The sequence below is a fragment of the Streptomyces johnsoniae genome (assembly GCF_031845565.1).
GTDB lineage: Bacteria > Actinomycetota > Actinomycetes > Streptomycetales > Streptomycetaceae > Streptomyces > Streptomyces johnsoniae.
Genome location: NZ_JAVREV010000002.1, coordinates 579,376 through 605,981, shown reverse-complemented (window position 1 = coordinate 605,981; position 26,606 = coordinate 579,376). Strand labels below are relative to the sequence as shown.

At 73.5% G+C, this 26,606-nt stretch carries 24 protein-coding genes and 2 rRNA genes; 18 read left to right on the top strand and 8 right to left on the bottom strand.

The genetic code is table 11. The features are described from left to right. From RM779_RS05960 to RM779_RS05930, 7 genes are all read left to right on the top strand, one after another. A 23S ribosomal RNA gene (locus RM779_RS05960) occupies positions 1-95 on the top strand; the annotation flags it as partial. A gap of 56 nt (positions 96-151) precedes the next feature. Next, positions 152-268: ribosomal RNA gene (rrf, locus tag RM779_RS05955) — 5S ribosomal RNA — on the top strand. Between the two features lie 77 nt (positions 269-345). Beyond that, positions 346-1,515 (top strand): acetoin utilization protein AcuC, encoded by a 1,170-nt coding sequence (locus tag RM779_RS05950; RefSeq protein WP_311616482.1) that lies wholly within the window; start codon positions 346-348, stop codon positions 1,513-1,515. A gap of 694 nt (positions 1,516-2,209) precedes the next feature. Next, the gene (locus RM779_RS05945) at positions 2,210-2,419 is read left to right on the top strand and encodes a helix-turn-helix domain-containing protein (RefSeq protein ID WP_019431885.1); all 210 of its coding nucleotides are present in this window, start codon (positions 2,210-2,212) and stop codon (positions 2,417-2,419) included. Positions 2,420-2,557: 138 nt separating this feature from the next. Next, positions 2,558-2,647 (top strand): 30S ribosomal protein bS22, encoded by a 90-nt coding sequence (locus RM779_RS05940; protein WP_438363660.1) that lies wholly within the window; start codon positions 2,558-2,560, stop codon positions 2,645-2,647. Between the two features lie 70 nt (positions 2,648-2,717). Next, positions 2,718-3,755 carry an NAD-dependent epimerase/dehydratase family protein gene (locus RM779_RS05935; RefSeq protein WP_311616477.1) on the top strand — a complete coding sequence of 346 codons (1,038 nt, stop codon included), beginning with the start codon at positions 2,718-2,720 and terminating at the stop codon, positions 3,753-3,755. After that, complete coding sequence (locus tag RM779_RS05930; protein WP_311616475.1) at positions 3,748-4,728, top strand: lysophospholipid acyltransferase family protein; 981 nt, start codon at positions 3,748-3,750, stop codon at positions 4,726-4,728. The genes RM779_RS05935 and RM779_RS05930 overlap by 8 nt, the downstream gene beginning before the upstream one ends. A gap of 55 nt (positions 4,729-4,783) precedes the next feature. On the opposite strand, the gene RM779_RS05925 is transcribed toward RM779_RS05930, so the two are convergent. From RM779_RS05925 to RM779_RS05915, 3 genes are all read right to left on the bottom strand, one after another. Further along, positions 4,784-6,127 carry a DUF5667 domain-containing protein gene (locus RM779_RS05925; protein ID WP_311616473.1) on the bottom strand — a complete coding sequence of 448 codons (1,344 nt, stop codon included), beginning with the start codon at positions 6,125-6,127 and terminating at the stop codon, positions 4,784-4,786. Positions 6,128-6,342: 215 nt separating this feature from the next. Then, complete coding sequence (locus RM779_RS05920; protein WP_311616471.1) at positions 6,343-7,128, bottom strand: ECF subfamily RNA polymerase sigma factor, BldN family; 786 nt, start codon at positions 7,126-7,128, stop codon at positions 6,343-6,345. Positions 7,129-7,387: 259 nt separating this feature from the next. Next, a complete protein-coding gene (locus RM779_RS05915; protein ID WP_311616469.1) occupies positions 7,388-8,326 on the bottom strand; it encodes an HAD family hydrolase in 939 nt (312 codons plus the stop codon). Between the two features lie 74 nt (positions 8,327-8,400). Here RM779_RS05915 and RM779_RS05910 point away from each other — a divergent pair, with 74 nt between their 5' ends. The 8 genes from RM779_RS05910 (at position 8,401) to RM779_RS05875 (ending at position 16,793) form a co-directional block, all read left to right on the top strand. Next, positions 8,401-8,709 (top strand): glutaredoxin family protein, encoded by a 309-nt coding sequence (locus RM779_RS05910; protein ID WP_394813227.1) that lies wholly within the window; start codon positions 8,401-8,403, stop codon positions 8,707-8,709. Positions 8,710-8,971: 262 nt separating this feature from the next. Further along, positions 8,972-9,742 (top strand): redox-sensing transcriptional repressor Rex, encoded by a 771-nt coding sequence (locus tag RM779_RS05905; protein ID WP_077060628.1) that lies wholly within the window; start codon positions 8,972-8,974, stop codon positions 9,740-9,742. Next, positions 9,739-11,103, top strand: coding sequence for a glutamyl-tRNA reductase (locus tag RM779_RS05900; protein WP_311616464.1), 1,365 nt, complete (start codon positions 9,739-9,741; stop codon positions 11,101-11,103). The genes RM779_RS05905 and RM779_RS05900 overlap by 4 nt, the downstream gene beginning before the upstream one ends. Then, positions 11,100-12,062 carry a hydroxymethylbilane synthase gene (hemC, locus tag RM779_RS05895; protein ID WP_311616462.1) on the top strand — a complete coding sequence of 321 codons (963 nt, stop codon included), beginning with the start codon at positions 11,100-11,102 and terminating at the stop codon, positions 12,060-12,062. Before RM779_RS05900 ends, hemC begins: the two co-directional genes overlap by 4 nt. Then, complete coding sequence (locus RM779_RS05890; protein ID WP_311616460.1) at positions 12,059-13,759, top strand: bifunctional uroporphyrinogen-III C-methyltransferase/uroporphyrinogen-III synthase; 1,701 nt, start codon at positions 12,059-12,061, stop codon at positions 13,757-13,759. Before hemC ends, RM779_RS05890 begins: the two co-directional genes overlap by 4 nt. Beyond that, positions 13,756-14,748, top strand: coding sequence for a porphobilinogen synthase (hemB, locus tag RM779_RS05885; RefSeq protein ID WP_311616458.1), 993 nt, complete (start codon positions 13,756-13,758; stop codon positions 14,746-14,748). The genes RM779_RS05890 and hemB overlap by 4 nt, the downstream gene beginning before the upstream one ends. A gap of 111 nt (positions 14,749-14,859) precedes the next feature. After that, positions 14,860-15,615, top strand: coding sequence for an SDR family NAD(P)-dependent oxidoreductase (locus RM779_RS05880; protein WP_311616456.1), 756 nt, complete (start codon positions 14,860-14,862; stop codon positions 15,613-15,615). Continuing rightward, the gene (locus tag RM779_RS05875; protein WP_311616454.1) at positions 15,612-16,793 is read left to right on the top strand and encodes a serine hydrolase domain-containing protein; all 1,182 of its coding nucleotides are present in this window, start codon (positions 15,612-15,614) and stop codon (positions 16,791-16,793) included. Before RM779_RS05880 ends, RM779_RS05875 begins: the two co-directional genes overlap by 4 nt. 73 nt (positions 16,794-16,866) lie before the next feature. On the opposite strand, the gene RM779_RS05870 is transcribed toward RM779_RS05875, so the two are convergent. Next, positions 16,867-18,072 carry a S8 family peptidase gene (locus RM779_RS05870; protein WP_394813226.1) on the bottom strand — a complete coding sequence of 402 codons (1,206 nt, stop codon included), beginning with the start codon at positions 18,070-18,072 and terminating at the stop codon, positions 16,867-16,869. A 754-nt stretch (positions 18,073-18,826) separates the two neighbouring features. Here RM779_RS05870 and lysS point away from each other — a divergent pair. Further along, entirely contained in the window at positions 18,827-20,575 is a 1,749-nt protein-coding gene (lysS, locus tag RM779_RS05865) for a lysine--tRNA ligase (protein WP_311616452.1), read from the top strand. Here lysS and RM779_RS05860 read toward each other — a convergent pair. From RM779_RS05860 to RM779_RS05845, 4 genes are all read right to left on the bottom strand, one after another. Continuing rightward, the gene (locus tag RM779_RS05860) at positions 20,572-21,990 is read right to left on the bottom strand and encodes a DUF2637 domain-containing protein (RefSeq protein ID WP_311616450.1); all 1,419 of its coding nucleotides are present in this window, start codon (positions 21,988-21,990) and stop codon (positions 20,572-20,574) included. The genes lysS and RM779_RS05860 overlap by 4 nt on opposite strands. Before the next feature lie 144 nt (positions 21,991-22,134). Further along, positions 22,135-22,938: a DUF3558 domain-containing protein gene (locus RM779_RS05855; protein WP_311616448.1), complete on the bottom strand. Its 804-nt coding sequence runs from the start codon at positions 22,936-22,938 to the stop codon at positions 22,135-22,137. An 80-nt stretch (positions 22,939-23,018) separates the two neighbouring features. After that, the gene (locus RM779_RS05850) at positions 23,019-23,702 is read right to left on the bottom strand and encodes a hypothetical protein (RefSeq protein WP_311616446.1); all 684 of its coding nucleotides are present in this window, start codon (positions 23,700-23,702) and stop codon (positions 23,019-23,021) included. Between the two features lie 123 nt (positions 23,703-23,825). Beyond that, a complete protein-coding gene (locus RM779_RS05845) occupies positions 23,826-24,398 on the bottom strand; it encodes a hypothetical protein (RefSeq protein WP_077060639.1) in 573 nt (190 codons plus the stop codon). Between the two features lie 118 nt (positions 24,399-24,516). Between RM779_RS05845 and hemL the strand changes: the two genes are divergently transcribed. Both hemL and RM779_RS05835 read left to right on the top strand, forming a co-directional pair. Continuing rightward, positions 24,517-25,836, top strand: a complete 1,320-nt coding sequence (gene hemL, locus RM779_RS05840; RefSeq protein WP_077060640.1) for a glutamate-1-semialdehyde 2,1-aminomutase — start codon at positions 24,517-24,519, stop codon at positions 25,834-25,836. Positions 25,837-25,874: 38 nt separating this feature from the next. Next, entirely contained in the window at positions 25,875-26,558 is a 684-nt protein-coding gene (locus RM779_RS05835; RefSeq protein ID WP_311616443.1) for a histidine phosphatase family protein, read from the top strand. The last annotated feature ends 48 nt before the right edge of the window (positions 26,559-26,606 follow it).

Here is a 26,606-nt window from a genome sequence, read left to right as displayed (position 1 = left end):
AAGGCTCCCTGTAGACGACGGGGTTGATAGGCCGGAGATGGAAGCCTGGTGACGGGTGGAGTTGACCGGTACTAATAGGCCGAGGGCTTGTCCGCAGATGCTCGCGTCCACTGTGAATTCTTAGCCGGCGGCTGTAACACTTGTAAAGTGTTCCGGTGGTCATGGCGGAGGGGAAACGCCCGGTTACATTCCGAACCCGGAAGCTAAGCCCTCCAGCGCCGATGGTACTGCATGGGGGACCGTGTGGGAGAGTAGGACACCGCCGGACAATTATTGGTAAGTGGGCCCCGGGGAAAGGATTTTACCTTCCCCCGGGCCCACTGCCGTTCCGCTACCGTGTTCTTCATGAGCGCTGAGGCACGGCTGATGTGGGACGAGGGCGTCACGCGGTACGACTTCGGGCCCGGGCACCCCATGGACCCGGTGCGACTGACCCTGACGATGCGGCTGGTGGAGGCGCTTGGCCTCGACAAGCACATCGATGTCGTCGCCGCGCTGGCGGCCGGGGACGGCACGCTCGGGCTCGTGCACCGCCCCGACTATCTCGCGTCCGTGCGACACGCCTCGGGCCGTCCCACCGAGGCCGACGAACGGTTCGGCATCGGCGCCGGCGACACCCCCGCCTTCGCGGGCATGCACGAGGTGTCCGCGTTGATCGCGGGCCAGTCCGTCGCCGGTGCCGACGACGTCTGGCGCGGCGTCACCGGGCACGCCGTGAACTTCTCCGGCGGCCTCCACCACGCCATGCCGGACCGGGCGTCGGGCTTCTGCGTCTACAACGACGCCGCCCTCGCCATCGCCCGCCTTCTCGAACGCGGAGCCGAGCGCGTCGTCTACCTCGATACGGACGTGCACCACGGGGACGGCGTCCAGGACACGTTCTGGAACGACCCGCGTGTTCTCACCATTTCCCTCCACGAGCACCCGCGCACCCTCTTCCCCGGCACCGGGTGGCCCGAGGAGACCGGCGGCCGGGGCGCGCCCGGGGGCGCCGTCAACGTCGCGCTGCCTGCCGGTACTTCGGACGGTGCGTGGCTGCGCGCGCTGCATGCCGTCGTTCCCGAGCTGCTGGCCGCGTTCCGGCCCCAGGTGCTGGTGACGCAGCACGGCGCGGACACCCACTTCGAGGACCCCCTGGCGCACCTCACGCTCAGCCTCGACGCCCAGCGCGCCGCCGTGGAGTCCTGTCACTCCTGGGCGCACGAGCACGCGGAGGGGCGCTGGCTCGCCCTCGGCGGCGGCGGCTACGCCGTCGTGGACGTCGTGCCGCGGATCTGGGCGCACCTCGTCGCCACCGCGGCGCACGCCCCCGTCGAACCGCAGGCGCCCGTGCCGGAGACGTGGCGGCAGACCGTGTACGCGCTGACCCGGCAGCAGGGGCCGCGGCGGATGACGGACGGGCGCGTCCCGCGGTGGCAGAGCTGGCAGGACGGTTACGATCCGGCGAACGCCGTCGACCAGGCCGTCCTCGCGACCCGGCGGGCCGTCTACCCGCTGCACGGGCTGCTGCCCTGAGCGGTCCAGGCGCGGTTCCGGTAGTCGGGCGCCGTTCGCCTGGCCGCGTGACCACCGGCAACTGCTGGTCCTCTACGCCACATTGCGGGGTGACCTTCGGCGGCGGACCGGGCCTGCCTCCCTCAGGCTGCGCGCCGATCTATCGACATAACGACCCGATTCCGCCTACGCCTCTGCCGTTCTCCTCGCGGCTCAGGAGGGCGGGTCGCCCATGATCCGGTCACTGCTTCTTCACCTCGTTCCGCCGGGTCTCCACACGGTGTCAGCTGCCCGGCGTGGGGCGGCCGTTGAGGCGGCGCCGGGTGATCGTCCGGTGTGATCCGCGCAGGCCGCCGCCGCCGTCGGGACGCTTAGGGGTGCAGGTCAACTGGGTAGGTCAACTGGGTAGGGAGGCCATCGGGCCGGTCGGAGCGGGCGATGCTCCGCCCGCCCGCCGGGCGAGCCGTGCGGTGCGGCTGCGACGGCGGCGGCCGGGCGGGGTGCCGGGCCGGCGGGGTGCCCCCGGCCGCTCACGCGCTATGTGCTCAATCGGGCTTCTCTGTCACGGTAAGAGCATGGTCGCTGAAAAAGGCCGGTTGAGGCACCTCTTCCCCACTCGCATCACCCGCCCCTAATCTGGGGAGGAGCGCACATGCGAGAGGGAGTCACCGGAGGGGAAGCCGGTGTCCGACATGTGCGGAAGGTCAGGTGTGACATGGCTGCTGGTGAAAGGCTTCTGAGCGAGGCCAAGTTCCTGACCGTGGCGGAGGTCGCCGCGGTGATGCGAGTCTCCAAGATGACTGTGTACCGCCTGGTGCACGCCGGTCATCTGCCCGCGATCCGGGTGGGAAGGTCCTTCCGGGTACCCGAGCAGGCCGTCCATGAGTACCTCCGAGAGTCGTTCGTGGGCGTCGAAAGCGCGTAACGGCTGGAAGAGCTCCCGGTTCGACCCTCGATTAACCCGTATCACCCGGTGACCGGTAGGCTGACCCGCATGTAGGTCGTGTGGGCTCGGACGCCCCGCACCGAGTAAGCGAAGTGAGCGAGGGTAGTCGTGGGCTCTGTGATCAAAAAGCGGCGCAAGCGGATGGCGAAGAAGAAGCACCGCAAGTTGCTGAAGCGCACCCGCGTCCAGCGCCGCAACAAGAAGTGAGCGAGCGCCGCTGATCGGCCCTCCCGTCGTGTATGTCGACGGGAGGGCCTGCGCGTCGCCAGGGAGGGTCGTGGGCAAGACCGTGCTTGTGACCGGTGCCGCCCGGCAGCTCAGCGGGCGGTTCGTCCGGCACTTGCGGCGCGACCCCCGCGTCGACCGGGTCATCGGCGTCGACAGCCGGCCGCCCGCACATCCGCTGGGCGGCGCCGAGTTCGTCCGGGCGGACATCCGGCAGCCGTCGATCGTCACGGTGCTCGCCGAGCATGCCGTGGACACGGTGGTCCACCTCGACGTGCACGGCACGCCGGGGCCCGCGGGCGGCGGCCGTTCCGCGGTGAAGGAAGTCAACGTGCTCGGCACGCTGCAACTGCTCGGTGCCTGCCAGAAGGTGCCGGGGCTGCGCGGCGTCGTCGTCAAGTCCAGCACCCAGATCTACGGCACCGCGGCCCGCGATCCCGCGGTCTTCCACGAGACGACCCGCGTGGGCGCGCCGACCGGCGGCGGCTTCGTGCGGGACGTCATCGAGATCGAGGGCTACGTGCGGGGCTTCGCCCGCCGCTGTCCCGACGTGCGGGTGACGGTGCTGCGCTGCGCGCATGTGCTGGGCCCGGCCGCGGATTCGCGGCTGGCCGCGTACTTCCGGCTGCCGGTGCTGCCGACGGTGCTGGGCTACGACCCGCGGTTGCAGTTCGTGCACGAGGACGACGTGCTCGAGGTGCTGGCGCGCGCCGCGCGCGAGCCGGGGGCGCCGGATGCGCTGGCCCCGGACACGTACAACGTGGCGGGCGAGGGCGTGCTGCTGCTGTCGCAGGCCGCGCGGCGCATCGGGCGGCCCACGGTGCCGGTGGTGCGGGCGCTGGCGCCCTGGCTCGGCTCGGCGCTCGGCACGCTCGGGCTCGGTGGGGCCTCCGCGGAGCAGCTGCGGTCCCTGGTCCACGGCCGCGTGGCGCGCACGACGCGGCTGCGGCAGGCCATGGGCGGGCCGCTGGCGTACACGACGGGCGAGACGTTCGCGGAGTTCGCCGCGCTGCACGGTCCCGGTGCGCTGCCGCCCGAGCACGTGGCGCGGGCCGTCGACCGGATCGAGGAAGTGGTGCGCCATGGCTGACGCGAAGGTCATTCCGATCGGCGAGGGCGGCCGGCGGGCCCGGAGCCGGGAGGAGCCGCCCGTGCCGCCGCCGGCCGGGCACGAGGAGGCCGGGCACGAGGACGAGGGGCCCGGGGCGGCCGGGGAAGCCGGCGGCGGCCTGGACAGGGCGCTGGCGCGCGGGTTCGCGTTCCTGAGGCGCCGGCTCAGCGGCGCGTACGAGATAGACGACTTCGGCTACGACCGGGACCTGACCGACGAGGTCCTGATGACCGTGCTGCGGCCGGTGTTCGAGAGGTATTTCCGCGTCGAGGTGCGCGGCATGGAGAACGTGCCGGCCGAGGGCGGGGCGCTGCTGGTGTCCAACCACTCGGGCACGCTGCCGTGGGACGGGCTCATGCTCCAGGTCGCCGTGCGCGACCACCACCCGGCCGACCGGCATCTGCGGCTGCTCGCGGCGGATCTGGTGTTTCAGCTGCCCGTCGTGAACGAGCTGGCCCGCAAGGCGGGGCACACGCTGGCGTGTGCCGAGGACGCCCAGGAGCTGCTGGAGCGCGGTGAGCTGGTCGGGGTGATGCCGGAGGGCTTCAAGGGCATCGGCAAGCCGTTTGCCGACCGGTACAAGCTTCAGCGCTTCGGGCGGGGCGGGTTCGTGGCGACGGCCCTGCGGGCGGGGGTGCCGATCGTGCCCTGCTCGATCGTCGGCGCCGAGGAGATCTATCCGATGCTCGGCAACTCGCGGGTCGCCGCCCGCCTGCTGAACCTGCCGTACTTCCCGATCACCCCCACGTTCCCGTGGCTCGGGCCGCTCGGCGCGGTGCCGCTGCCGACGAAGTGGACGATCCAGCTCGGTGAGCCGATCGAGACGAAGGACCACCCGCCGGAGGCGGCGGATGACCCGATGCTGATGTTCCAGTTGACGGATCAGGTGCGGGAGACGATCCAGCACACGCTGTACAAGCTGCTGGTGGCCCGCCGGTCGGTGTTCTTCTAGGGGCCGTACGGGCCATACCGGCCGCCTGGGGTCGTGGAAGAACACCGACCCGGACTCAGCGCTCCTCGTCCACGTCCAGGCCGAGGCCGGGGAGCAGGTCCTCCACGAGGGGCGGGATGGTGATGTCGGGCTCGGGCAGCGGGGCTTCGGGGGAGGCGGGCGGCGGGGAGTCGCGCTCCTCGGGGGACTGACCGGGGAGCGCCGGGTCGAGCAGTCCCCGGCCGCCGTCCAGCAGGCCGCGGCGCTCCTCGGGGGTCTCCTCGGGCGGGGAGGCGTCCTCGTCGGGCTCCTCCTGGCCGTCGTCGGTGTCGCGGTCGGAGGCGGCGGGGGCCGGGGCCCGGTCCTCGGGTCCCTGCCGCGGGTGGGCGGCGGAGCTGGGCGGGGCCTCGGCGGACGAGGCGCTGTCCCGGTCCTCCGGGAGGAGTGGCTGGAGCGGCGCGATCTCCTCGTCCATCGCGTCGAAGACCCCGGTGACCTCCTCGCTGACGTCGTGCAGCTGAACGGGCAGCCGCTCGCGCACATCGGCCCAGGTGGCGCGGTGACTCTCGGAGAAGGCGGAGAGGGACCGCATCGGGTCGATGGAGCCGTCGGCCTGGTAGGCCAGGGAGAGCAGCCGGTGTCCCTCCGCGGCGTCGTCCCGCATGCTGGAGAGCGCCCTGCGGATGGCGTCGAGGTCCTCGTGGTCCAGGTCGCCGGAACGGCCGCGCTCCAGCAGCCGACGTGTCTCGCTCAGCCGGGTGGAGGCGTGGTCGAGGTAGACCCGGCCGCGGTCCGCGTCGCCGCTGGTGAAGTCGAGCCGCAGGTCCTCCATGCCGCGCTTCAGGCCGTACAGGGTGTCGCCGGGCAGTGCGTCGGTGCTGGCCGCCGCGACGCCGCCGAAGGCGCCGGCGGCCACGCCCATGGTCAGGCCGCCCGCGGCGAGGCCCTTGGTCAGCCGGGTCCTCGGGCGCAGCCGACCGAGGCCGCTGCCCGGGGCGGCGCGGTGGGTGCCCCTGCTGCTGCGGGCGCGGCGCTGCTCCGGCACGCGCTCGGCGCCCCGTGCGCCGGGGCCGGAGGGCGCGCGGGTGCGGGCGGGGGCCGCCCCCTCGCTCCCTCCGCTCCCGTGCGCGCCCTGTGCTCCGGTGTCGTCCGCCGGGGCGGCCGCGCCTGCCGTGCCCGCCGCGGCCATCGCGGCGACGAGCAGCGCCCGCTGGGTCGATCTCGTCTCGGCCGACAGCTCGGGCCGTGGCACGGCCGCGAGCCGGTCCACCACCGACAGCAGGGCGGCGTGCTCGCCCCCGTCCCCGGCCGGGGCCACCGCCGTGTCCCCGTCGGCGGGCCGCGGCCGACCGGGCCGCGACTCGTCGAGGAGATGGGCGAAGGCGTTGGCCCGGCGGCTTGCCGATGCGGAACCGATCACGGGCGGCACCTCCTCTCGCTCTCGTCACACGAAGGACTCCCCACTACGGATAGAAGTTTCTGGCGCTGCCCAAGTGCACCCGATCGAGTGGCGGGAGACCTGGGCTGAACCTGGCCGTAGGGAGCCTGCGAACCCGACAACGAGCGGACACGCACTCGGGTTACGGCTGGCAGATTATGTGACTGATTGGAAGAGGTCGCTCACTAAGGGTGCACTTACCTGGCGTCGTCCGGCAGCAGCCGGGCGAGGGTGCGGACCGCCCGGTACTGCAACGTCTTGATCGCCCCCTCGTTCTTTCCCATGACACGCGCCGTCTCCGCCACCGAGAGGCCCTGGAGAAATCGGAGCGTGACGCATTCCTGCTGCTGAGGGTTGAGCTTGCGAACGGCGTCGAGGAGGGCTGAGTTGGCCAGGGATTCGAGAACGGACTCCTCGGGGCTGCGCTCCACTTCGTTGGCGTCGAGCATTTCGCCCGTGGTCACTTCGAGCCTGAAGCGGCTGGACTTGAAGTGATCTGCCACCAGGTTCCTGGCGATGGTGACCAGCCATGCCCCGAAGTCGCGGCCCTGCCAGGTGAACGTGCCGATGCGGCGCAGCGCGCGCAGGAAGGTCTCGCTGGTGAGGTCCTCGGCGGTCGCCCGGCCGCCCACGCGGTAGTAGATGTACCGGTAGACGGTGTCGGAGTAGTGGTCGTAGAGGCAGCCGAACGCTTCGGCCTCTCCGGCCTGGGCGCGCTCCACGAGGTCCATCATGCGGCGGCTGTCGCTGGGGGCCGTGGGGCGGGCCGCGGAGGCGCCGGCGGCGCCGGAGCGGGCGCGTCTGCCCATGGTGGCGGCGCCGGCGGCGCCGCTGTTGGCCAGGGTGTAGGCGGGGCCTGCGGGGACAGGTGCGGCGAGGGCGGGGACGGCGTACGCGGTGGGGACGAGGGTGCGCAGCCAGTCGATGACCGACGTGCGCAGCGTAGCCAGGCCCGAGGCGTCAACCCCGACGTGTGGGTACACGGGACTCCCAGAGGCAGAGCTTCAACACGTGCAGTGGCGGTTCCGTCACATGCGTCTGAGGAGAATAACCCTTCGTACTGAGAGTGCTACGCCCAGTTGCGAAAATCGCCGATTCGGTTTGGAGTGTTACCGGTTGTGTCCGCCGCGCCACGCAAACGCCATGGCAAGGTTGATCGCATAATGATGTGATTTGCCAACGTGCTGACCGAGTTTGATCGATCGCACTGTTTCGCGGAGGCGGACGCCCCGGCTGCCGCGGCTACCTGCGGCGGCGCTGGATCGCCAGTGCGGCCACGGCCCCACCGGCAACGGCGCCCGCGCCCGCCGCCGCCGGCACCCCGACGCGCACCGCTTTGCGGCCCGTCCGGTAGTCCCGCAGGCGCCAGCCCATTTCGCGGGCATGGGCGCGCAGTGCGCGGTCGGGATTGATCGCGTATGGATATCCGACGAGCGACAGCAGCGGGATGTCGTTGGCCGAGTCGCTGTAGGCGGCGCAGCGTTCCAGATCGAGATCCTCCGCCGCGGCGAGGGCCTCGACGGCCGCCGCCTTGGCCGGGCCGTGCAGCGGCTCGCCCACGAGCCGGCCGGTGTACACGCCGCCGACCGACTCGGCGACCGTGCCGAGCGCCCCGGTCAGCCCGAGCCGCCGCGCGATGATGGTGGCCGTCTCCACCGGGGCGGCCGTGACGAGCCACACGCGCTGGCCCGCGTCCAGGTGGGCCTGGGCGAGCGCGCGGGTGCCGGGCCAGATGCGGCCGGCCATGTACTCGTCGTAGATCTCCTCGCCGATCGCCATGAGTTCGGCGACGCGGTGCCCCGCGACGATCGACAGCGCACTGTCCCGCGCGTCCGCCATGTGCCCCGCGTTCTCCGCGCCGGCCAGCCGGAAGTACGCCTGCTGCCAGGCGAACTTCGCCAGCTCGCGCTTGCGGAAGAACTTCCGCTTGTACAGACCGCGGCCCAGGTGGAAGATCGCCGCGCCCTGCATCACGGTGTTGTCCAGGTCGAAGAACGCCGCCGCCTTCGGGTCGCCGGGAGCCGGGAACTCCGGCTCCGCCGCGGCCTCACGGGCGGCCTGGGCGGACGCCTGGCCGGCCAGCTCGCTGCGTTCCGTGGGCACCTGCTTGCGGGCGGTGAACCAGGCCCGGCGGGCGCCGGCCGGTGCGGAGTCGGGCGCGGAGGGGCGTGGCCTGGCCATGCTCCGAGCATAGCCAGTGCCCGCGGTGCTTCCGGTTGCGCGGGAATGACGCGGGAGTGGCCGCGGGCGGCACAATGGGCGGCATGACACCGTTGCCCCGCATGTCCCGCAAGGCTCAGGCGTCCGGCCGCCGCCGACCGCCTGAGGAACGTCTGGTCACGCTGATCGGCAAGCCCGGCTGCCACCTGTGCGACGACGCGCGCCGGATCGTCGCCGAGGTGTGCGGGCGGACCGGGGCGGCCTGGGAGGAGAAGGACATCACGCGGGACGCGGAGCTGCACCGCAGGTACTGGGAGCAGATCCCCGTCGTCCTGGTGGACGGTGAACAGCACGACTTCTGGCGGGTCGACGCGGAGCGGTTGCGCCGGGCCTTGGGGGCTTGACCCGGTTTGGATTACGATGCGAGGTCGTTTGCCCCGGGCTTCCGCCCGGGTTTCCCCCTGACTTTCCGCCCGAGGGTGCATACGTGAGGAGCGTGGCCCGGTGTCCCTGTTGTTGTATGTGGCACCGGTCACTTTGGGCGGGCAAAACGGACACCATCTTTGTGCACGCGTTCACAAAGACATAGCCTGGGCGCGACGGAGCGGTCCCGGCGTACGCGCCGCGCACAGCCGCCTTCCGCTTGGCCCGACCGGCAGGAGCACCGTGGCAACTGGCCGAAACCACCGACCGGCGACCCGCAGCCGGGGAATTCCCGAGGCGACAGTCGCCCGGCTTCCGCTGTATCTCCGGGCGCTGACGGCGCTTTCCGAGCGCTCGGTGCCCACGGTCTCCTCCGAGGAGCTGGCCACGGCCGCCGGCGTCAACTCGGCGAAGCTCCGCAAGGACTTCTCGTACCTGGGCAGCTACGGCACCAGGGGCGTGGGCTACGACGTGGAGTACCTCGTCTACCAGATCTCCCGCGAGCTGGGTCTCACGCAGGACTGGCCCGTGGTCATCGTCGGCATCGGTAACCTCGGGGCCGCGCTGGCCAACTACGGGGGCTTCGCGTCCCGCGGCTTCCGCGTCGCGGCCCTGATCGACGCCGACTCGTCCATGACCGGCAAGCAGGTCGCCGGCATCGCCGTGCAGCACGTCGACGACCTGGAGACCATCATCGACACCAACGGCGTCTCGATCGGCGTCATCACCACCCCGGGCGGGGCCGCGCAGCAGGTGTGCGACCGGCTCGTCGCCGCGGGCGTGACCTCCATCCTCAACTTCGCGCCGACGGTGCTGACCGTTCCCGAGGGCGTCGACGTCCGCAAGGTGGACCTGTCCATCGAGCTCCAGATCCTCGCGTTCCACGAGCAGCGCAAGGCCGCCGAGGAGCTGGCGCAGGAGCCGCCGTCCGCGGCCGGGCTGCCGGCCGCGTCCGAGGGCCGCCGCGGCGACCAGGGCCCGGACGGGGACATCCCGGCGGTGATGCCCGCATGACCCTGCTCGTGGTCGGACTCAGCCACCGCAGCGCGCCCGTCAGCCTCCTGGAGCGCGCCGCGCTCCAGGAGGACACCCGCGGCAAGCTGCTGCGGGACGCGGTGGGCGCGGTGAGCGCCGTCGTGGAGGGCGCGGCCGTCGCCGAGGCCGCGGTGCTCTCCACGTGCAACAGGATCGAGCTGTACGCCGAGGTGGACCGCTTCCACGCCGGGGTCTCGCAGCTGTCCGCGCTGCTCGCCCGGCACAGCGGCGTTCCCCTGGACGAGCTCCAGCCGTACCTGTACGTGCACTTCGAGGACCGGGCCGTCGCCCACCTGTTCACCGTGGCCTGCGGCCTGGACTCGATGGTGGTGGGCGAGGGCCAGATCCTCGGGCAGATCAAGTCGGCGCTGGCGCACGCGCAGGACGAGCACACCGCGGGCCGCCTGCTGAACGAGCTGTTCCAGCAGGCGCTGCGGGTCGGCAAGCGGGCGCACAGCGAGACGGGCATCGACCGGGCCGGGCAGTCGCTGGTCACGTTCGGGCTCCAGCAGCTGGCGGCGGGCCGCGATGTGCCGGATTGGCTGCGCGGCAAGCGCGCGCTCGTCATCGGCGCGGGCTCGATGTCCTCGCTGGCCGCGGCGACGCTGGCCCGTACCGGTGTGGCCGAACTGGTGATCGCCAACCGGACGCTGGACCGTGCGGAGCGGCTGGCCGCCGCGCTCGGGCAGGAGGGCCTGAAGGCGCGGGCCGTGCCGATCAACGCGATCTCGGTGGCGGCCGAACTGGCCCTCGCCGACCTCGTCGTCTCCTGCACCGGCGCCGCCGGTCTCGTGCTGACGGCCGACGCGGTCGCGGACGCGTCGGCGCACGCGCCCTGGGCGCGCAAGGGCGAGGACCTCGCCGTGCTCGACCTGGCGATGCCGCGGGACGTGGACGCCGGGGTGCACCGGCTGCCGGGGGTCCGGCTGGTCGACATCGAGTCGCTCGCCGCCGCCTCGGCGGACGCGCCGATGGCCGCCGACGTGGACACCGTCCGGCAGCTCGTCGCGGACGAGGCCGCGGCGCTGGCCGCCACTCGCCGCGCCGCGCACATCACCCCGACCGTGGTCGCGCTGCGGGCCATGGCCTCCGATGTGGTGTCCGCCGAGCTGGCCCGCCTGCACGGGCGGCTGCCCGACCTCGACGAGAAGGAACGCGGCGAGATCACCAGGACCGTGCGGCGTGTCGTCGACAAGCTGCTGCACGCCCCGACCGTGCGCGTGAAGGAGCTGGCCGGGGAGCCGGGCGGCGATCAGTACGCCGCCGCCCTCCGGCAGCTTTTCGACCTCGAACCCCGGACGGTGGCCGCCGTCCGCAACCCGGAACAGGAGCGGTCATGAGTGCCCTGCGGCTCGGAACGCGGCGCAGCCAGCTCGCCATGGCGCAGTCCAGGGGCGTGGCCGAGCAGGTGACGCGGCTGACCGGGCGACCGGTCGAGCTGGTCGAGATCACCACCTACGGGGACGTCTCCCGTGAAGCGCTGGCGCAGATCGGCGGCACCGGGGTCTTCGTCTCGGCGCTGCGCGACGCGCTGCTCGCCGACGAGATCGACTTCGCCGTCCACTCCCTGAAGGACCTGCCGACCGCGCAGCCCGACAGCCTGGCGCTCGCCGCCGTGCCGCGGCGCGCCGACCCCAGGGACGCGCTGGTCGCCCGCGACCGGCTTACGTTCGAAAAGCTGGCCGTGGCCCGCGGCAGGGCCCGCGTCGGCACCGGCTCGCCGCGCCGCATGGCGCAGCTGAACGCCTGGGCGCGCGCGCTCGGTTGCGAGATCGAAACGGTTGCGATCCGGGGGAATGTCGACACCCGGATCGGGTACGTGCGCGACGGCGGGCTCGACGCGGTCGTGCTCGCCTCCGCCGGGCTGCACCGTCTCGGGAGGGAGGGGGAGATCACCGACCTCCTCGCGCCCGACCTCGTCCTGCCCGCCCCCGGCCAGGGGGCACTCGCGGTCGAGTGCGTCGCGTCGAACGCGGACCTCACCGCAGCGCTCAGCGCTCTCGACGACCCCCACACCCGGGTCGCCGTGACCGCGGAGCGCGCCCTGCTCGCCGCCCTGGAGGCCGGTTGCAGCGCCCCGGTGGGCGCCTTCGCCGACCTCTCGGCCGACGGGCGGGACATCACCGAAATGCGCCTGCGCGGCGCCGTCGGCACCCCCGACGGCTCCACGCTGGTGCAGCTGTCCACCACCGGCCCCGTACCGGGGTCCGCCGACGAGGCGGCGGCCATCGGCCGCGAGCTCGCCGAGGAGATGCTCGCCAAGGGCGCGGCCGGTCTTATGGGGGAGCGAGCACATTGAGCCCCACCACCGCACGTACCACGCACGCCGCACGCGCGCAGCCGTCCGGCACCGTTCACGGGCACGTCACCTTCCTCGGTGCCGGACCCGGCGACCCGGGTCTGCTGACGTTGCGCGCCGTCGACGTGCTGGCGCAGGCCGACGTCCTGGTCGCCGACACAGAGGCCTACGAAGTGGTGCGCGGGCACGTCAGGCCGGGCACCCACACCCCGCTCCAGAGCGCGGACGACGCCGACGCGTCCGGCTCCCCCGCAGGCGGGAAGGGCGCGGAGCCCTGCGGAACCGGCGATGTCGCCGATCTTGTCATGCGGGCCGCGCGGGGCGGCAAGCGGGTGGTCCGTGCGGTCGCGGGCGACCCCGGCATGGACACCGACGCGACCGCCGACATGCTGGCGCTGGCCGCGGAGGGCATCACGTTCGAGGTCGTGCCCGGCATCGCGCAGGCCGTCGGGGTGGCCGCCTACGCCGGGGTGCCGCTGCGTGATCCCGAGGGCGGTGACGTGCGGTTCGTCAACGGGCTGACCGCCGACGACCGTTGCTGGACGGAGGTCGGCGCGAGCGACGCGACGGCCGTGGTCAGCACCACGCTGGAGTCCGTCGCGGTCACCGCGACCCGGCTGATCGCCGCGGGCCGCAAGCCCGACACCCCGGTGTCCGTCACCGTCGCCGGTACCACCACGAGGCAGCGGACGTGGTCCGCGACGCTCGACACCGTCGAGCGCGCCCTGAAGTCCGCGAAGGTGCTGCCCTCGGCGGACGGGGACCGGCCGGTGATAGCCGTGGTGGGCGAACGCAGCGCGCCTGCGCAGCGGGAGCAGCTGGCGTGGTTCGAGTCCAAGCCGCTGTTCGGCTGGAAGGTGCTGGTGCCGCGTACCAAGGAGCAGGCCGCGTCGCTTTCCGACCAGCTGCGTTCCTACGGTGCGGTGCCGAGCGAGGTGCCGACGATCGCGGTGGAGCCGCCGCGTACTCCGCAGCAGATGGACCGCGCGGTCAAGGGCCTGGTCACCGGGCGGTACGAGTGGATCGCGTTCACCTCGGTCAACGCGGTGCGTGCCATCCGGGAGAAGTTCGAGGAGTACGGCCTTGACGCGCGGGCGTTCGCGGGGATAAAGGTCGCGGCCGTCGGCGAGCAGACCGCGCGTGCCCTGCTGAGGTTCGGGGTGCGGCCGGATCTGGTGCCGAGCGGCGAGCAGTCCGCGGCGGGCCTGCTGGAGGACTGGCCGCCCTACGACCCGGTCTTCGACCCGATCGACCGGGTTTTCCTGCCGCGCGCCGACATCGCCACCGAGACGCTGGTGGCGGGCCTGGTCGAGCTGGGCTGGGAGGTCGACGACGTGACCGCGTACCGGACGGTGCGCGCCTCGCCGCCGCCGGCGGCGACGCGGGAGGCGATCAAGGGCGGCGGGTTCGACGCCGTGCTGTTCACCTCGTCGAGCACCGTGCGGAATCTGGTGGGCATCGCGGGCAAGCCGCACAACGTCACGGTCATCGCGTGTATCGGCCCGGCCACCGCGCGGACCGCGGAGGAGCACGGTCTGCGGGTGGACGTGATGGCGCCCGAGCCGTCGGTGCACAAGCTGGCGGAGGCGCTCGCGGAGTTCGGCGCGGACCGGCGGACGACGGCCCTTGAGGCCGGTGAGGTACTGAAGCGGCCGAGCGAGAAGCGGCCGCAGCGCAGGAGGGCGCGGACGCCATGAGTTTTCCCGAGACGCGGCCGAGGCGGCTGCGCACGACACCGGCGATGCGGCGGATGGTGGCGGAGCACCGGCTGCATCCGGCCGATCTGGTCCTGCCGGCGTTCGTGCGGGAGGGCATCGACGAGCCGGTGCCGATCGGTTCGATGCCCGGCGTCGTGCAGCACTCGGTCGCGTCACTGCGGAAGGCCGCGGCCGAGGCGGCCGAGGCGGGCGTCAGCGGCATCATGCTGTTCGGGGTGCCGGTGGACGGCAAGAAGGACGCGGTCGGCTCGCCCGGCACGGACCCGGACGGCATCCTCCAGGCCGGGCTGCGCGCGGTGCGCGCCGAGGTCGGTGACGCGCTGGTGGTGATGTCCGACCTGTGCCTGGACGAGGTCACCGACCACGGCCACTGCGGGGTGCTGGACGAGCGGGGCCGCGTGGACAACGACGCGACGCTGGAGCGGTACGCGGAGATGGCCGTCGTGCAGGCCGAGGCCGGGGCCCAGGTGCTGGGCCCGAGCGGCATGATGGACGGTCAGGTCGGGCACGTGCGGCGGGCGCTGGACGCGGCGGGCCACCAGGACGTGGCGCTGCTCGCGTACACGGCGAAGTACGCCTCGGCGTTCTACGGCCCGTTCCGCGAGGCGGTCAACTCCTCGCTGAGGGGCGACCGCAAGACGTACCAGCAGGACGCGCCGAACGCCCGCGAGGCGCTGCGCGAGCTGGAGCTGGACCTCGCGGAGGGCGCGGACCTGGTGATGGTGAAGCCGGGCCTGCCGTATCTCGACATCCTGCGCACGGTCGCGGACGCGTCGCCCGTGCCGGTGGCCGCGTACCAGATCTCCGGCGAGTACGCGATGGTCGAGGCCGCCGCCGAGCGCGGCTGGATCGACCGGGAGCGGGCGATCGAGGAGACGCTGACCTCGTTCAAGCGGGCGGGCGCCGATCTGGTGCTCACCTACTGGGCGACCGAGTACGCGCAGCGGCTGGGCGCGGCCGGGGCGTGACGCCCGTCCGGCCGCCGGCGCCGGGGCGCTGAGCCGTCCGGTGGTGGCGGCCGTCATCATGGACGTGCCACGCGAGGGCTGACCGCAGCACACCGACGTCAGGAGGCGCACGTGTCCACCCCCACCGCCGTCATCACCGGGGCCGGCAGCGGCATCGGGGCCGCCACCGCGCGGCGGCTGGCCGCCGCCGGGCACCGGGTGGTGCTGGCCGCCCGCAGGACGGACCGGATCGAGGCGCTCGCCGCCGAGCTGCGGGCGGCCGGGCACGCGGCCGAGGCGCGGCCGCTGGACGTGACGGACCGCGCGGCCGTGGACGCGTTCGCGGCGGGCCTCGACCGCTGCGACGTGCTGGTCAACAACGCGGGCGGCGCGTTCGGCATGGACTCGGTGGCCGGGGGCGATCCGGCGGACTGGCGGGCCATGTACGAGGTGAACGTGCTGGGCGTGCTGCACATGACGCAGGCGCTGCTGCCCGCGCTGGAGTCCTCGGGCGCGGGCACCGTGCTGGTGGTGTCCTCCACGGCGGCGCTCGGCGCGTACGAGGGCGGCGGCGGGTACGTGGCCGCGAAGCACGGCGCGCACGCGCTGGCGGAGACGCTGCGCCTGGAGATCGTCGGCCGGCCGGTCCGCGTCATCGAGATCGCGCCCGGCATGGTCCGCACCGACGAGTTCTCGCTCGTGCGGTACCGCGGGGACGAGGCGAAGGCGGCGAAGGTGTACGAGGGGGTCGCCGAGCCGCTGACGGCGGAGGATGTCGCGGACACGATCGCGTGGGCGGTGACGAGGCCGCCGCACGTGAACGTCGACCTGCTCGTCCTGCGCCCGCGGGCCCAGGCGTCCAACACGAAGGTGCACCGGGAGGCATGAGCGGGGCGGCGGCCGGTCTGCGGTACGGGGAGGCGGCCGAGGCGGGCCTGGACGCCGGGCGGGTCGCGCGCCTGGTGCCGGCGGCCGAGCCGTTCCTCGCGGGCCCCGAGCCGTCCGCGGCGGGTTTCGTGCTGCTCGCGGCGCGCGGCGGCGTGATCGTCGAGCACGCGGCGCGCGGCTGGGCGGTGGCCTTCGGGGAACGGGACGGGCGGACGGTGCCGCTGCCCGCGGCGGAGCGGGTCCCGATGGCGCGGGACACGGTGTTCGACGTGGCGTCGCTGTCGAAGGTGTTCACGGCGGTGGTGGTGGTCGCGCTGGCCGAGCGCGGCCTGCTCGGGCCGCTCGGCCTGGACGCGCCGGTGTCCCGCTGGCTCGCGGGCTTCCCGGCCGTTCCGCTGCGGGATCTGCTGACGCACACCGGGCGGTTCGAGCCGGAGATGGACCTGGGGCCGTTCGCGGGGCGCGCCGAGCGGCTGGCGGCGATCGCCGCGCGTCCGCCGGGCCCGCCCGGCTACCGGTACTCGGATCTGGGCCTGATCGCGGCGGGGGCCGCGGCCGAGGCGGCGGCGGACCGGCCGCTGGACCGGCTGGTCGCCGAACTGGTCACCGGGCCGCTGGAGATGCACGACACCGGGTACCGGCCGCCGCGCGCGGTGTGGCCGCGCGTCGCCGCCACCGAGTACCAGCCGTGGACGGGGCGCGGCGTGGTGCGCGGCACCGTTCATGACGAGAACGCGTACCACCTGGGTGGCGTCGCCGGGCACGCCGGGGTGTTCTCCACCGCGCGGGATCTGGCGGTGCTGGGGCAGGCGATGCTGAACGGCGGCCGTTACGGCCCGGCGCGGCTGCTGGGCGCGGACCTGGTGCGGCGGATGCTGTCCGACCACAACGCGGGCCTGGGCCCCGGCACGGCGCGCGGCCTGGGCTGGCAGCTGAACCAGCCGGACTGGATGGGGGAGTTGGCCTCCCCGACGGCGTTCGGGCACGCCGGCTTCACGGGTACCAGCCTGGTCGCGGACCCGGCGAACGGGGCGCTTCTGGTGCTGCTGGCGAACCGGGTGCACCCGACGCGGGAGCGCGGCACCGGCAACGCGCTGCGGCGCGCACCGGCGCGCGAGCTTGCGCGCGCGCTGCGGGGCGGCCGTTCGGATGGCCGTTCGGATGGCCGTTCCGGCTGAACGCGCCGTGGCGGGCCCACGGCGGCGGGAGCGCCGTGGACCCGCCGGTGGAGCGGGGAGGTGCGGTGGAACGTCAGCCGACCTGGAGCAGGTTGCTCGTGGTGCTGCTGCCCGGGTTGCTGATGGTGCCCGCCGCGTCCGCGACCAGCGCGTTGCGGACGGCGGCCGGTGAGGCGCCGGGGTTCTCGGCGAGGTGGAGGGCGGCGGCCCCGGCGACGTGCGGAGAGGCCATGGAGGTGCCGGAAATGGTGTTCCTGGCGGTGTCGCCGGTGCTCCAGGCGGACGTGATGCTGGTGCCGGGGGCGTAGATGTCCACGACGGAGCCGATGTTGGAGAAGCTGGACCTGGCGTCGGTGCTGGTGCTTGATGCGACGGTGATGGCTTCCGCCACGCGGGCCGGGGAGTAACCGCTCGCGTTGGCGCCGTAGTTGTTGCCCGCGGCCACGGCGAAGGTCACGCCGGAGGCGATGGAGGCGCGGACCGCGGCGTCGATGGTGCTGTTGGCGCCGCCGCCGAGGCTGAGGTTGGCGACGGAGGGTCCTTCGGCGTTGGCGGTGATCCACTCGACGCCGCCGGCGACGGACGCGGTGGTGCCGGAGCCGGAGTTGTTCAGGACCCTGACGGAGACGAGGTCGGCGTCCTTGGCGACGCCGTAGGAGGCGCCGGCCGCGGTGCCGGCGACGTGGGTGCCGTGGCCGTGGCCGTCGCTGCCGTTGCCGCCGAAGGCGTCGAAGCCGAAGGAGGCCCGGCCCTCGAAGTCGACGTGCGAGTAGCGGATTCCGGTGTCGACGACGTAGACGGTCACGCCGTCGCCGCCGTGGTCCGGGTAGGTGTAGGAGTCGTCCAGGGGCAGGTTGGCCTGGTCGATGCGGTCCAGGCCCCAGGACGGCGGGTCGGTCTGGGTGGCGGCGACCCGCACGGTCTCGTTCTGCACGACCTCGGCGACGGCCGGGTCGGCGGCGAGGGACAGGGCCTCCGCCTCGGTGGCCGTCACGGCGTAGCCGTTGAGGGTCTGTTCGAAGGTGTCGGTGACCTCGGCGCCGTAACGATCCGCCAGTCTCTCGGCGCGGGCCGAGCCGGCGTCGAGTGCCGACTCCTTGAGCAGAACGATGTAGCTGTCGTCGATCGTGCCGGGCGCGTCAGCGTTGGCTATGAGCGCGCGGGCGTCGGTGGTGGTGCCATCCGCGTCGGCCGCGGCGGGCAGGGCGAGGCCGACACCGAGGGCGAGTGCCGCGGTGGTGGCCAGGGCGGCCGAACGGGTGGTACGCATCACTGTCATCGAGGGGTCCTCCTCATCGGTGGTGCGCGGGAGTTGGCGCGCGACTGCGCTGAGTGGAGCTGGGTGGAGCTGGGTGGTTCTGAACATGACAGCTCGGGGCCGTCAGCACGAAAGATTCGCCCAGGCAGAGGAATCCGGCAAGGGCGCATCCCCGCATGACATTTGTTTGTCATGCGAATGTCACGCCGGGGAGCGTGCGGGAAACATGCCCGTCACAGGCGCTCGGGCACGGCGGTGCCGGGCGGGAACCGGCCGCGGCGCCGGGCGCGCGCCTTCGGTCCTGGCGGGAACGGCCGGTCGGCGGCCCCGTCCCCGCCGTCCGCCCCCAGAACCGCTCGCGGAACGCGGCGAAGTACGAGGCCAGCGCGCACGGATACGCGGCGCGCCGGTGCCGCCCGCCGGTCCTGGCCGTATCGGCGACCGCCCGCCGCACGCGTCCGGACGCGTGCGGCGGGGGCCCGTTCGGCGGGCGCGAGCGGCCGCGCCGGGCGGGACAGGCCGGGCCCGGTGCGCGACAGAACGGATGTGGGCATGGCCGTACGGGAGATGGACGCCGGTGTTGCCGCCGGAGGACACCATCCGGTCGACATCGCGCACGTAATCCGCGTACGCGAGGCCGACGGATCGGCGTACGCGACGGCGCCGTCGCCGGGGCCGGGCGGGGCCGCGTCGGTGACCGTCCCGCGGTGCCGCGAGCCGCTTTCCGGGTGGGACAATGGGCGCGTCAGTCATCACCTGAAGGAAGTGCCGAACAGTGGCTCCAATCAGCCCGGAGGCCGACTGGGTCTCCCGACTCGCGGACGAGGTCATCGCCGAGGCGGAGCGCCGCGCGCCCGGCAAACCCGTCGTGTGCGCCTCGGGGATCAGCCCGTCCGGGCCGATTCACCTGGGCAACCTGCGCGAGCTCATGGTGCCCCACCTCGTCGCCGACGAGATCAAGCGGCGCGGCATTCCCTGCGAGCACCTGCTGTCCTGGGACGACTACGACCGGTTCCGCAAGGTTCCGGCGGACATCGACCCGGCGTGGCAGGAGCACATCGGCAAGCCGCTGACCTCGGTGCCCGCCCCGCCCGGCAGCACCCACCCCAACTGGGCCGAGCACTTCAAGGCGCCGCTGGTCGCCGCCCTCGCCGAACTGGGCATCGAGGTGCGGGCGGTCAGCCAGACCGCGCAGTACGGCGCGGGCGCCTACCGGGACCAGATCCTGTTCGCGATGCGGGAACGGCGCCGGATCGACGCCGTGCTCGCGCGGTACCGCACCAAGCAGGCCGGTCAGGACACCGACCCGGCGGACGTGGCCGACGAGGCCGAGCGGGCGGCGGTCGAGGGCTCGGGCGCCGCGGTCGAGGACGACGGCAGCGCGGGCAGCGCCGGGTACTACCCGTACAAGCCGTACTGCTCCGTGTGCGAACGCGACACCACGACGGTGACCGCGTACGACGACGAGACGACCGAGCTGAGCTACACCTGCGCCTGCGGGCACGGCGAGACGGTGAAGCTGTCGGAGCACCGGCGCGGCAAGCTGGTGTGGAAGGTCGACTGGCCGATGCGCTGGGCCTACGAGGGCGTGATCTTCGAGCCCTCGGGCGTCGACCACCACTCACCGGGCTCCTCCTGGGTCGTGGGCGGACAGCTCGTGTCGGAGATCTTCGGCGGCACGCGGCCGATCGGCCCGATGTACGCGTTCGTCGGGATCAGCGGCATGGCCAAGATGTCGAGTTCGAAGGGCCGGGTGCCCACCGCGGCCGACGCGCTGAAGATCCTGGAGGCGCCGGTGCTGCGCTGGCTCTACGCGCGCCGCAAGCCGAGCCAGTCGTTCAAGATCGCGTTCGACGGCGAGATCCAGCGGACCTACGACGAGTGGGACGCGCTGGGCCGCCGGGTCGCCGAGGGCACGGCGCAGCCGGCCGACGCCGCCGCGCACCGCAGGGCCGTGGGCACGGCGGCGGGCGCGCTGCCCGCGACGCCGCGTCCGCTGCCGTACCGCATGCTCGCCTCCGTGGTGGACATCACCACCGGGGACGAGGAGCAGACGCTGCGCATCCTGAGCGACCTGGACCCCGCGCACCCGATCAGCTCGCTGGACCAGACCCGGCCGCGCCTCGACCGGGCGGCGCACTGGGTGGCGACGCAGCTGCCCGCGGAGCAGCGCACGCAGGTGCGCGGCGAGCCGGACGGCGAGCTGCTCGCGTCGCTCGGCGAGCGGCAGCAGGAGTCGCTGCGGCTGCTGCGGGAGGGGCTTGACGACCACTGGTCGCTCGACGGCCTGACGACGCTGGTCTACGGCGTGCCGAAGGCGCAGGCGGGGCTCGCGCAGGACGCGAAGCCGACGCCGGAACTGAAGGCGGCGCAGCGGGAGTTCTTCGCGCTGCTGTACCGGCTGCTGGTGGGGCGGGAGACCGGCCCGCGGCTGCCGACGCTGCTGCTCGCGGTCGGGGCCGACCGGGTGCGGACGCTGCTGGGCGGGCCCGGTTCCGGGTCCGGGGCCGGTGCGGAGGGCTAACCGCCGGTGCCCATCTCGGCGTTGTAGCGCTCGCGGAAGCCGCGGGTGAACTCGCGCAGGTACGCCTCGCTGAGCAGTGAGCCGTCGGCGTCTGTGGTGCCGTGGCGCTGGTGCAGGAAGCGGGAGAGCTGGCGGGCGTTGGGGTGGGCGCCCTGCTCCAGTATGTACTCGCGGTAGGCGGTGTAGAACGCGTCGCCCGGCGAGGCGCCGGCGCCGTTCGCGGTCGGCTCCTCGGGCCGGGCGCGCGGCGGGGGTTCGGGGGCCGGCTCCGGCGCGGGTTCCGCTTCGGGCCGGAGCTGCGGCTCCTCGGCGGTGCGCTGACCCACGGGGTAGCCGGGGGTGCTGCCCAGGTTCCGCCGCCGCCCCGGGCTCACCGGCACGGTGACCTGCGCGGCGTCCGGCACGGCGGCCGCTTCGGCGGCCGGTTCGGCGGCGGGCCAGGCGTGGGGGGTGCCGTTCCCTGCGGGCTGCTGGGCGAGGTGCGGCGCGGCGGCCGGTTCCGGTTCCGGCGCGGGCTGGGTGGCCTGGGTGGCCTGGGTGGCCGGCCAGGCGTGCGGGGTGGTGCCGTTCGCGGCCGGCTGGGTCAGGTGCGGCGTGGTGAACCAGGCCGGGACGGCCGTGTCCTGCCGCGGCTCGGCGGGCAGGCCGCCCGGCCGCGCGGGCTCCTCGTCCCGCGGGCCCGCCGCCTCGGCCGGCAGCGCCTGCGGCGCCGGGCCGGCCAGGGCGGCCGGGGCGCCCGCGGCGGCGAGCCCGGCCGGGGCGGTCTCGCGCAGCGGAACGCCGTAGCGGGCGAGCTTCAGCGGCATGCGCGCCTCGACGGGAGCCCGGCGCCGCCAGGCCCGCCCGTAGGAGGCGCGCAGCTGCGCCTGGTAGACGAGGCGGTCGCGTTCCATGCGGATGACCTCCTCGTAGGAGCGCAGCTCCCACAGCTTCATCCGCCGCCAGAGCCGGAAGGTGGGGACGGGCGAGAGGAACCAGCGCCAGATCCGCACGCCCTCCATGTGCTTGTCGGCGGTGATGTCGGCGACCCGGCCGATCGCGTGCCGCGCGGCCTCGACGGTGATGACGAACAGCACCGGGATGATCCCGTGCATGCAGACCGCCAGCGGGTCGCCCCAGGCGGAGGCGGCGTTGAACGCGATGGTGGCGGCGGTCAGCAGCCAGGCGCTCTGCCGCAGCAGCGGGAACGGGATGCGCAGCCAGGTCAGCAGCAGGTCGAGGGCGAGGAGGACGACGATGCCCGCGTCGATGCCGATGGGGAAGAAGGGCGCGAACGCGCCGAAGTCCTTGCGCTCCGCGAGGTCGCGCACCGCGGCGTAGGAACCGGCGAAGCCGATGGCGGCGATCACCACGGCTCCGGCCAGGACGACGCCGACGAGTATGCGGTGTGAGCGTGTCAGCTTGATCGCGGCCACGCGCGGTCCCTCCCGGACTCGACTGGGAATGCTTTCGCGGCCCAAGACTGGCACACCTGTGCGGACATGGCCGCGCCCCGCCCTTATCGTCCGGGAATGGGCGGGGCGTTGACGGGGCGTCGGGGCGGGCCGCCGCGGTGCCCGTCAGAGGTCGTCGTTGCTCGGTGGCTCGTCGCCCTGCCCGCCGTCGGCCTCCTGCTGCTCCTCCTGCTCCTGCTGCTCCTCGCCGCCCTCGTCGTTCGCCGCGCCCTCGGTGGCGTCGACCGCGGCGACCGCCTCGCGGGCCGCGGTCTCGGCGGCCTCGCGCACGCTGTCGGCGCCGGGCATGTCGTCGCCCTCGAAGCCGGCGCCGGAGTAGTCCACGGTGACGACGACGTTGCCGGTGCGGGCGACGACCCGGTGCTGCCGGTAGTCCTGCTCGCCGTCCTCCGACTCCTTCGTCACCGAGTAGCCCATGGTGACGGCCGCGTCGCCGGTCTCGGCCAGCTCGGCCGACTCCACGTCCCGGTTGGCGTCGTCGCCTGAGACCTCCTCGGCCATCTGCTGGAGGTACTCCCCGGCGCGCTCGTCGCCGCTGCCGATGGAGAGGTCGGAGTCGAAACGGCGCAGCGCAACGGTCAGCGAACGGAACTGGTAGTCGTCCAGGCCGCTCCACAGGCAGGCGCCAGAGGCGGAGGTGTCGCTGGAGCTGAGCGTCTCGCCGGCCGCGGGGTCGGCTTCGGGGACCGTCTCCCCGACGGTCTCCTCGCCGACCGTCGAGCAGGGCTCGGGCAGGGTGGCGAACCGGACCGGGTCGGGGGTCGGCGAAGCGGACGGGGCCGGTTCGTCGTCCGTGGTGTCGTCGCCCGAGTCGGATGAGCAGCCGGCGACGAGCATGACGGGCAGGGCCGCCCACGCGAGCGCGCGCACGGCGAATCGCGAGGTGGGCCGCGAGGCTTTACGGTCCATGTTTTCTTCGCTCCAGTTACCGGTTACGTTGCCAGGCCACGGTACGCCCGGCCGCGGGTGCGGCCGGGGCAGGCGCGCGCTCAGCCGTCGAGGCCCTCCGCGAGCTGCTGTGCCACGGTCTGCGTTCGCTGCTGTAGCTGAGTGCTGTCCAGCGGGAGGTCGGTCATGGGGGTCGACACGGTGTAGGTGACGGTGACGATCACGTTCGCGTTGCGGAACGCCAGGGTGATCTCCCGGCGTTCGCCCGGGTCGGTGCCGGTCTGCCGGTCGTCGATGAACGCGGCCTGGCCGATGCCGTCGAGGGTCCTGGGGGCGCCGGTGTCCTCGGCCGGGGGCGTGGCGGCGGGGAGGCCGGCGTCGGAGGCGCGTTCCTCGAAGTCGAGTGCGGCCTGGTCGTCGTCGCTGACGTCCGGGTCGTAGGAGATGACGCGCTGGAAGTCCACGGCCAGCCGCTGGGTGCCGGAGTCCGCGGTGTTGTTCCACTCGCAGCCGACGCGACGGCCGGTGTCGTAGGTCACCATCGGCTCGCCCGCGTACACCTCGGCCTCGGCCCCGGGCAGCAGATCGCGCAGCGTGTCGCCGTTGACCGCGCCGCACGGCTCGGGCAGGCCCGAGTACCTGCCGGGCTGGGCGGAGCCCTGCGAGCCCCCGGGGGTGCCGGAGTCCGCCGTGTCGTCGGCATCGCCGTCGGCGGTACAGGCGGCGAACCCGCATACGGCGGCCAGGGCGAGCCCGGCCCACCTCACGGCCATCGTGCGCTGCACGCGTCGCCTCCCAGGTTTCCTCGGCATCACTCGCGGCACAGGACCATGTCTACCGCAGAGATCAGCCGCCCGTCCGCCCAAGGACCGCGGTACGGGGGCTATGCCGGGAATCTCCCCGGTGGGTCAGGGCCAGACCAGGCAGTACGGCTGGTGGCCGGCCTCGTGGAGGCGGCGGGAGAAGTCCTGCCACTCGTTGAGCAGCTTGTAGACGCCGAACGCGTCGCTCGGGCCGCTGCGGTCGGGGACCGTCGACCAGATGAACGCGGCGGCGCCGACGGTCTCGTCGCCGATGCCGCGCAGGGGGTCCACCACGGTTGTGGGCAATTTCACCACGGCGTAGTCGGGGTGCAGCACGACCAGCTCCAGCGGGGGCACGCGGTGCAGCGGTATGCCCTCGATGCCGGTGAGCACCATCGCCGCCATCGTCTCCGGCTTGATGCGCGTGAACATGCCCTGCCCCAGCTCGTCCCCGCCCAGCTCCTCCGGCCGCATCGACAGCGGCACGCGGGCCGCGGTGGCCCCGTCCGGGGCGCCGAAGTACTTGTAGGTCACGGCCATTCGGCCGCCTCGGCCACGGAACTCGAAATCGCCGTTCTCCGCCTTCCGGCGGTGCCGTCCGCGTCGGGACCGTGCGCGCGGCGTGGGCTCAGGACCGACGCCCCCGGTTCCCTCGCCGACGTCGCCTCCGCGCTGCATGTCACCACCTGACTGTTCGCGACCCCCGCCGCGCAACCCGATCATCGTTTCAGACACCTCCCCCGCCAGACGGCTGCGAAACGCCCTGACACCGAGCTGTAAGGGGCTGAATGTCACCATGGACCGCGTGACTCAATCCTATGAAGCCACAGTCTCCCAGACGCTCTTCGCCCGTGCCGCCCGCGTCACCCCCGGTGGCGTGAACTCTCCGGTCCGCGCCTACGGCGCCGTGGGCGGTACGCCCCGGTTCATGGTCTCCGGCTCCGGTCCGTACCTCACCGATGCGGATGGCCGGGAATACGTGGATCTGGTGTGCTCGTGGGGGCCGATGATCCTGGGCCACGCCCATCCCGCCGTCACCGAGGCGGCGCTCGCCGCCGTCGCGCGCGGCACCTCCTTCGGCACGCCCACGCCGGGCGAGGTCGAGCTGGCCGAGGAGATCGTCGCCCGCGTGACGCCGGTGGACCGGGTGCGCCTGGTCTCCTCCGGCACCGAGGCGACCATGTCCGCGATCCGGCTGGCCCGCGGTTTCACGGGCCGCGCCAAGGTCATCAAGTTCGCGGGCTGCTACCACGGGCACGTCGACGCGCTGCTCGCCGCCGCGGGGTCGGGCGTCGCCACGTTCGGCCTGCCCGACACGCCCGGCGTCACCGGCGCCCAGGCAGGCGAGACGGTCGTGCTGCCCTACAACGACCTGCCGGCCGTGCGCGCCGCCTTCGCGGCGCACCCGGGCGAGATCGCCTGCGTGATCACCGAGGCGGTGCCGGGCAACATGGGGGTCGTGCCGCCGCGCGAGGGCTTCAACCAGGGGCTTGCCGACCTGTGCCGCGAGCACGGCGCGCTGCTGATCTCCGACGAGGTGATGACGGGCTTCCGCGTCGGCCGGCAGGGCTGGTACGGCATCGAGGGCGTCGTGCCCGACCTGATCACCTTCGGCAAGGTGATGGGCGGCGGCTTCCCCGCCGCGGCCTTCGGCGGGCGCGCCGAGGTGATGGCGCAGCTGGCCCCGGCCGGGCCGGTCTACCAGGCGGGGACGCTCTCGGGGAACCCGGTGGCCGTCGCGGCCGGCCTCGCGCAGCTGCGGCTGCTCGACGACGCGGCGTACGCGCGGCTGGACGCGGTCTCCGCCGAACTGCGCGCGCTGGTCGGGCAGGCGCTGGCCGGGGCGGGCGTCGCGCACACGGTGTCGGCCGCGGGCAACATGTTCTCCGTGTTCTTCCGGGAGGGCGCCGTCACGGACTTCGCCTCCGCGAAGGCGCAGGAGACGCACCGCTTCACGGCCTTCTTCCACGCGATGCTCGCGGGCGGCGTGCACCTGCCGCCGTCCGCGTTCGAGGCGTGGTTCGTCTCCACCGCCCACGACGCGCGGGCCATGGAACGCATCGCCGCCGCGCTGCCGGCCGCGGCCAGGGCGGCGGCCGAGGCCGGCGCGTCATGAGCGGCGACGCGATAACGGACACGGGCGGGAACGGGAACATGAGCAGCAGCAGCGGCGAGCGGACCGTCGTCCACGTGATGCGGCACGGCGAGGTGGCGAACCCGGAGGGCGTCCTCTACGGCCGGCTGCCCGGCTACCACCTCTCCGATCTCGGGCGGCGGATGGCCGACCGGGTCGCCGAGCACCTGGCCGGGCGTGACATCCGCCACGTGGTGGCCTCGCCGCTGGAGCGGGCCCAGGAGACGGCGGAGCCGGTCGCCGAGGCCCACGGCCTTGAGGTGGCGACCGACGCGCGGCTGATCGAGGCCGGGAACGCGTTCCAGGGCAAGGAGTTCGGCGTCGGCGACGGCGCCCTGCGCCGCCCGGCGAACTGGCCGCTGCTGCGCAACCCGTTCCGCCCGTCCTGGGGCGAGCCGTACGCCGAGCAGGCGGTGCGGATGCGCGAGGCGCTGGCCGGGGCGCGGGACGCGGCCCGCGGGCACGAGGCGGTCGCCGTCAGCCACCAGTTGCCGATCTGGACGCTGCGCGGCTCGGTGGAGCGCCGCCGCCTGTGGCACGACCCGCGTAAGCGGCAGTGCACACTCGCCTCGCTGACCAGCTTCACCTTCGTGGCCGACGATCTCGTGGCCGTCACCTACACGGAACCCGCACTCGACCTGGTGCCCGTGCACCTGCGGGCCGGTGCGCGGCCCGTGAAGGGCGCCCGCGGATACGGCGCCTGACCAGCGTGCCAATCCGGACAAGGGGGGCGGAGAAGATCGTCCGTGGGC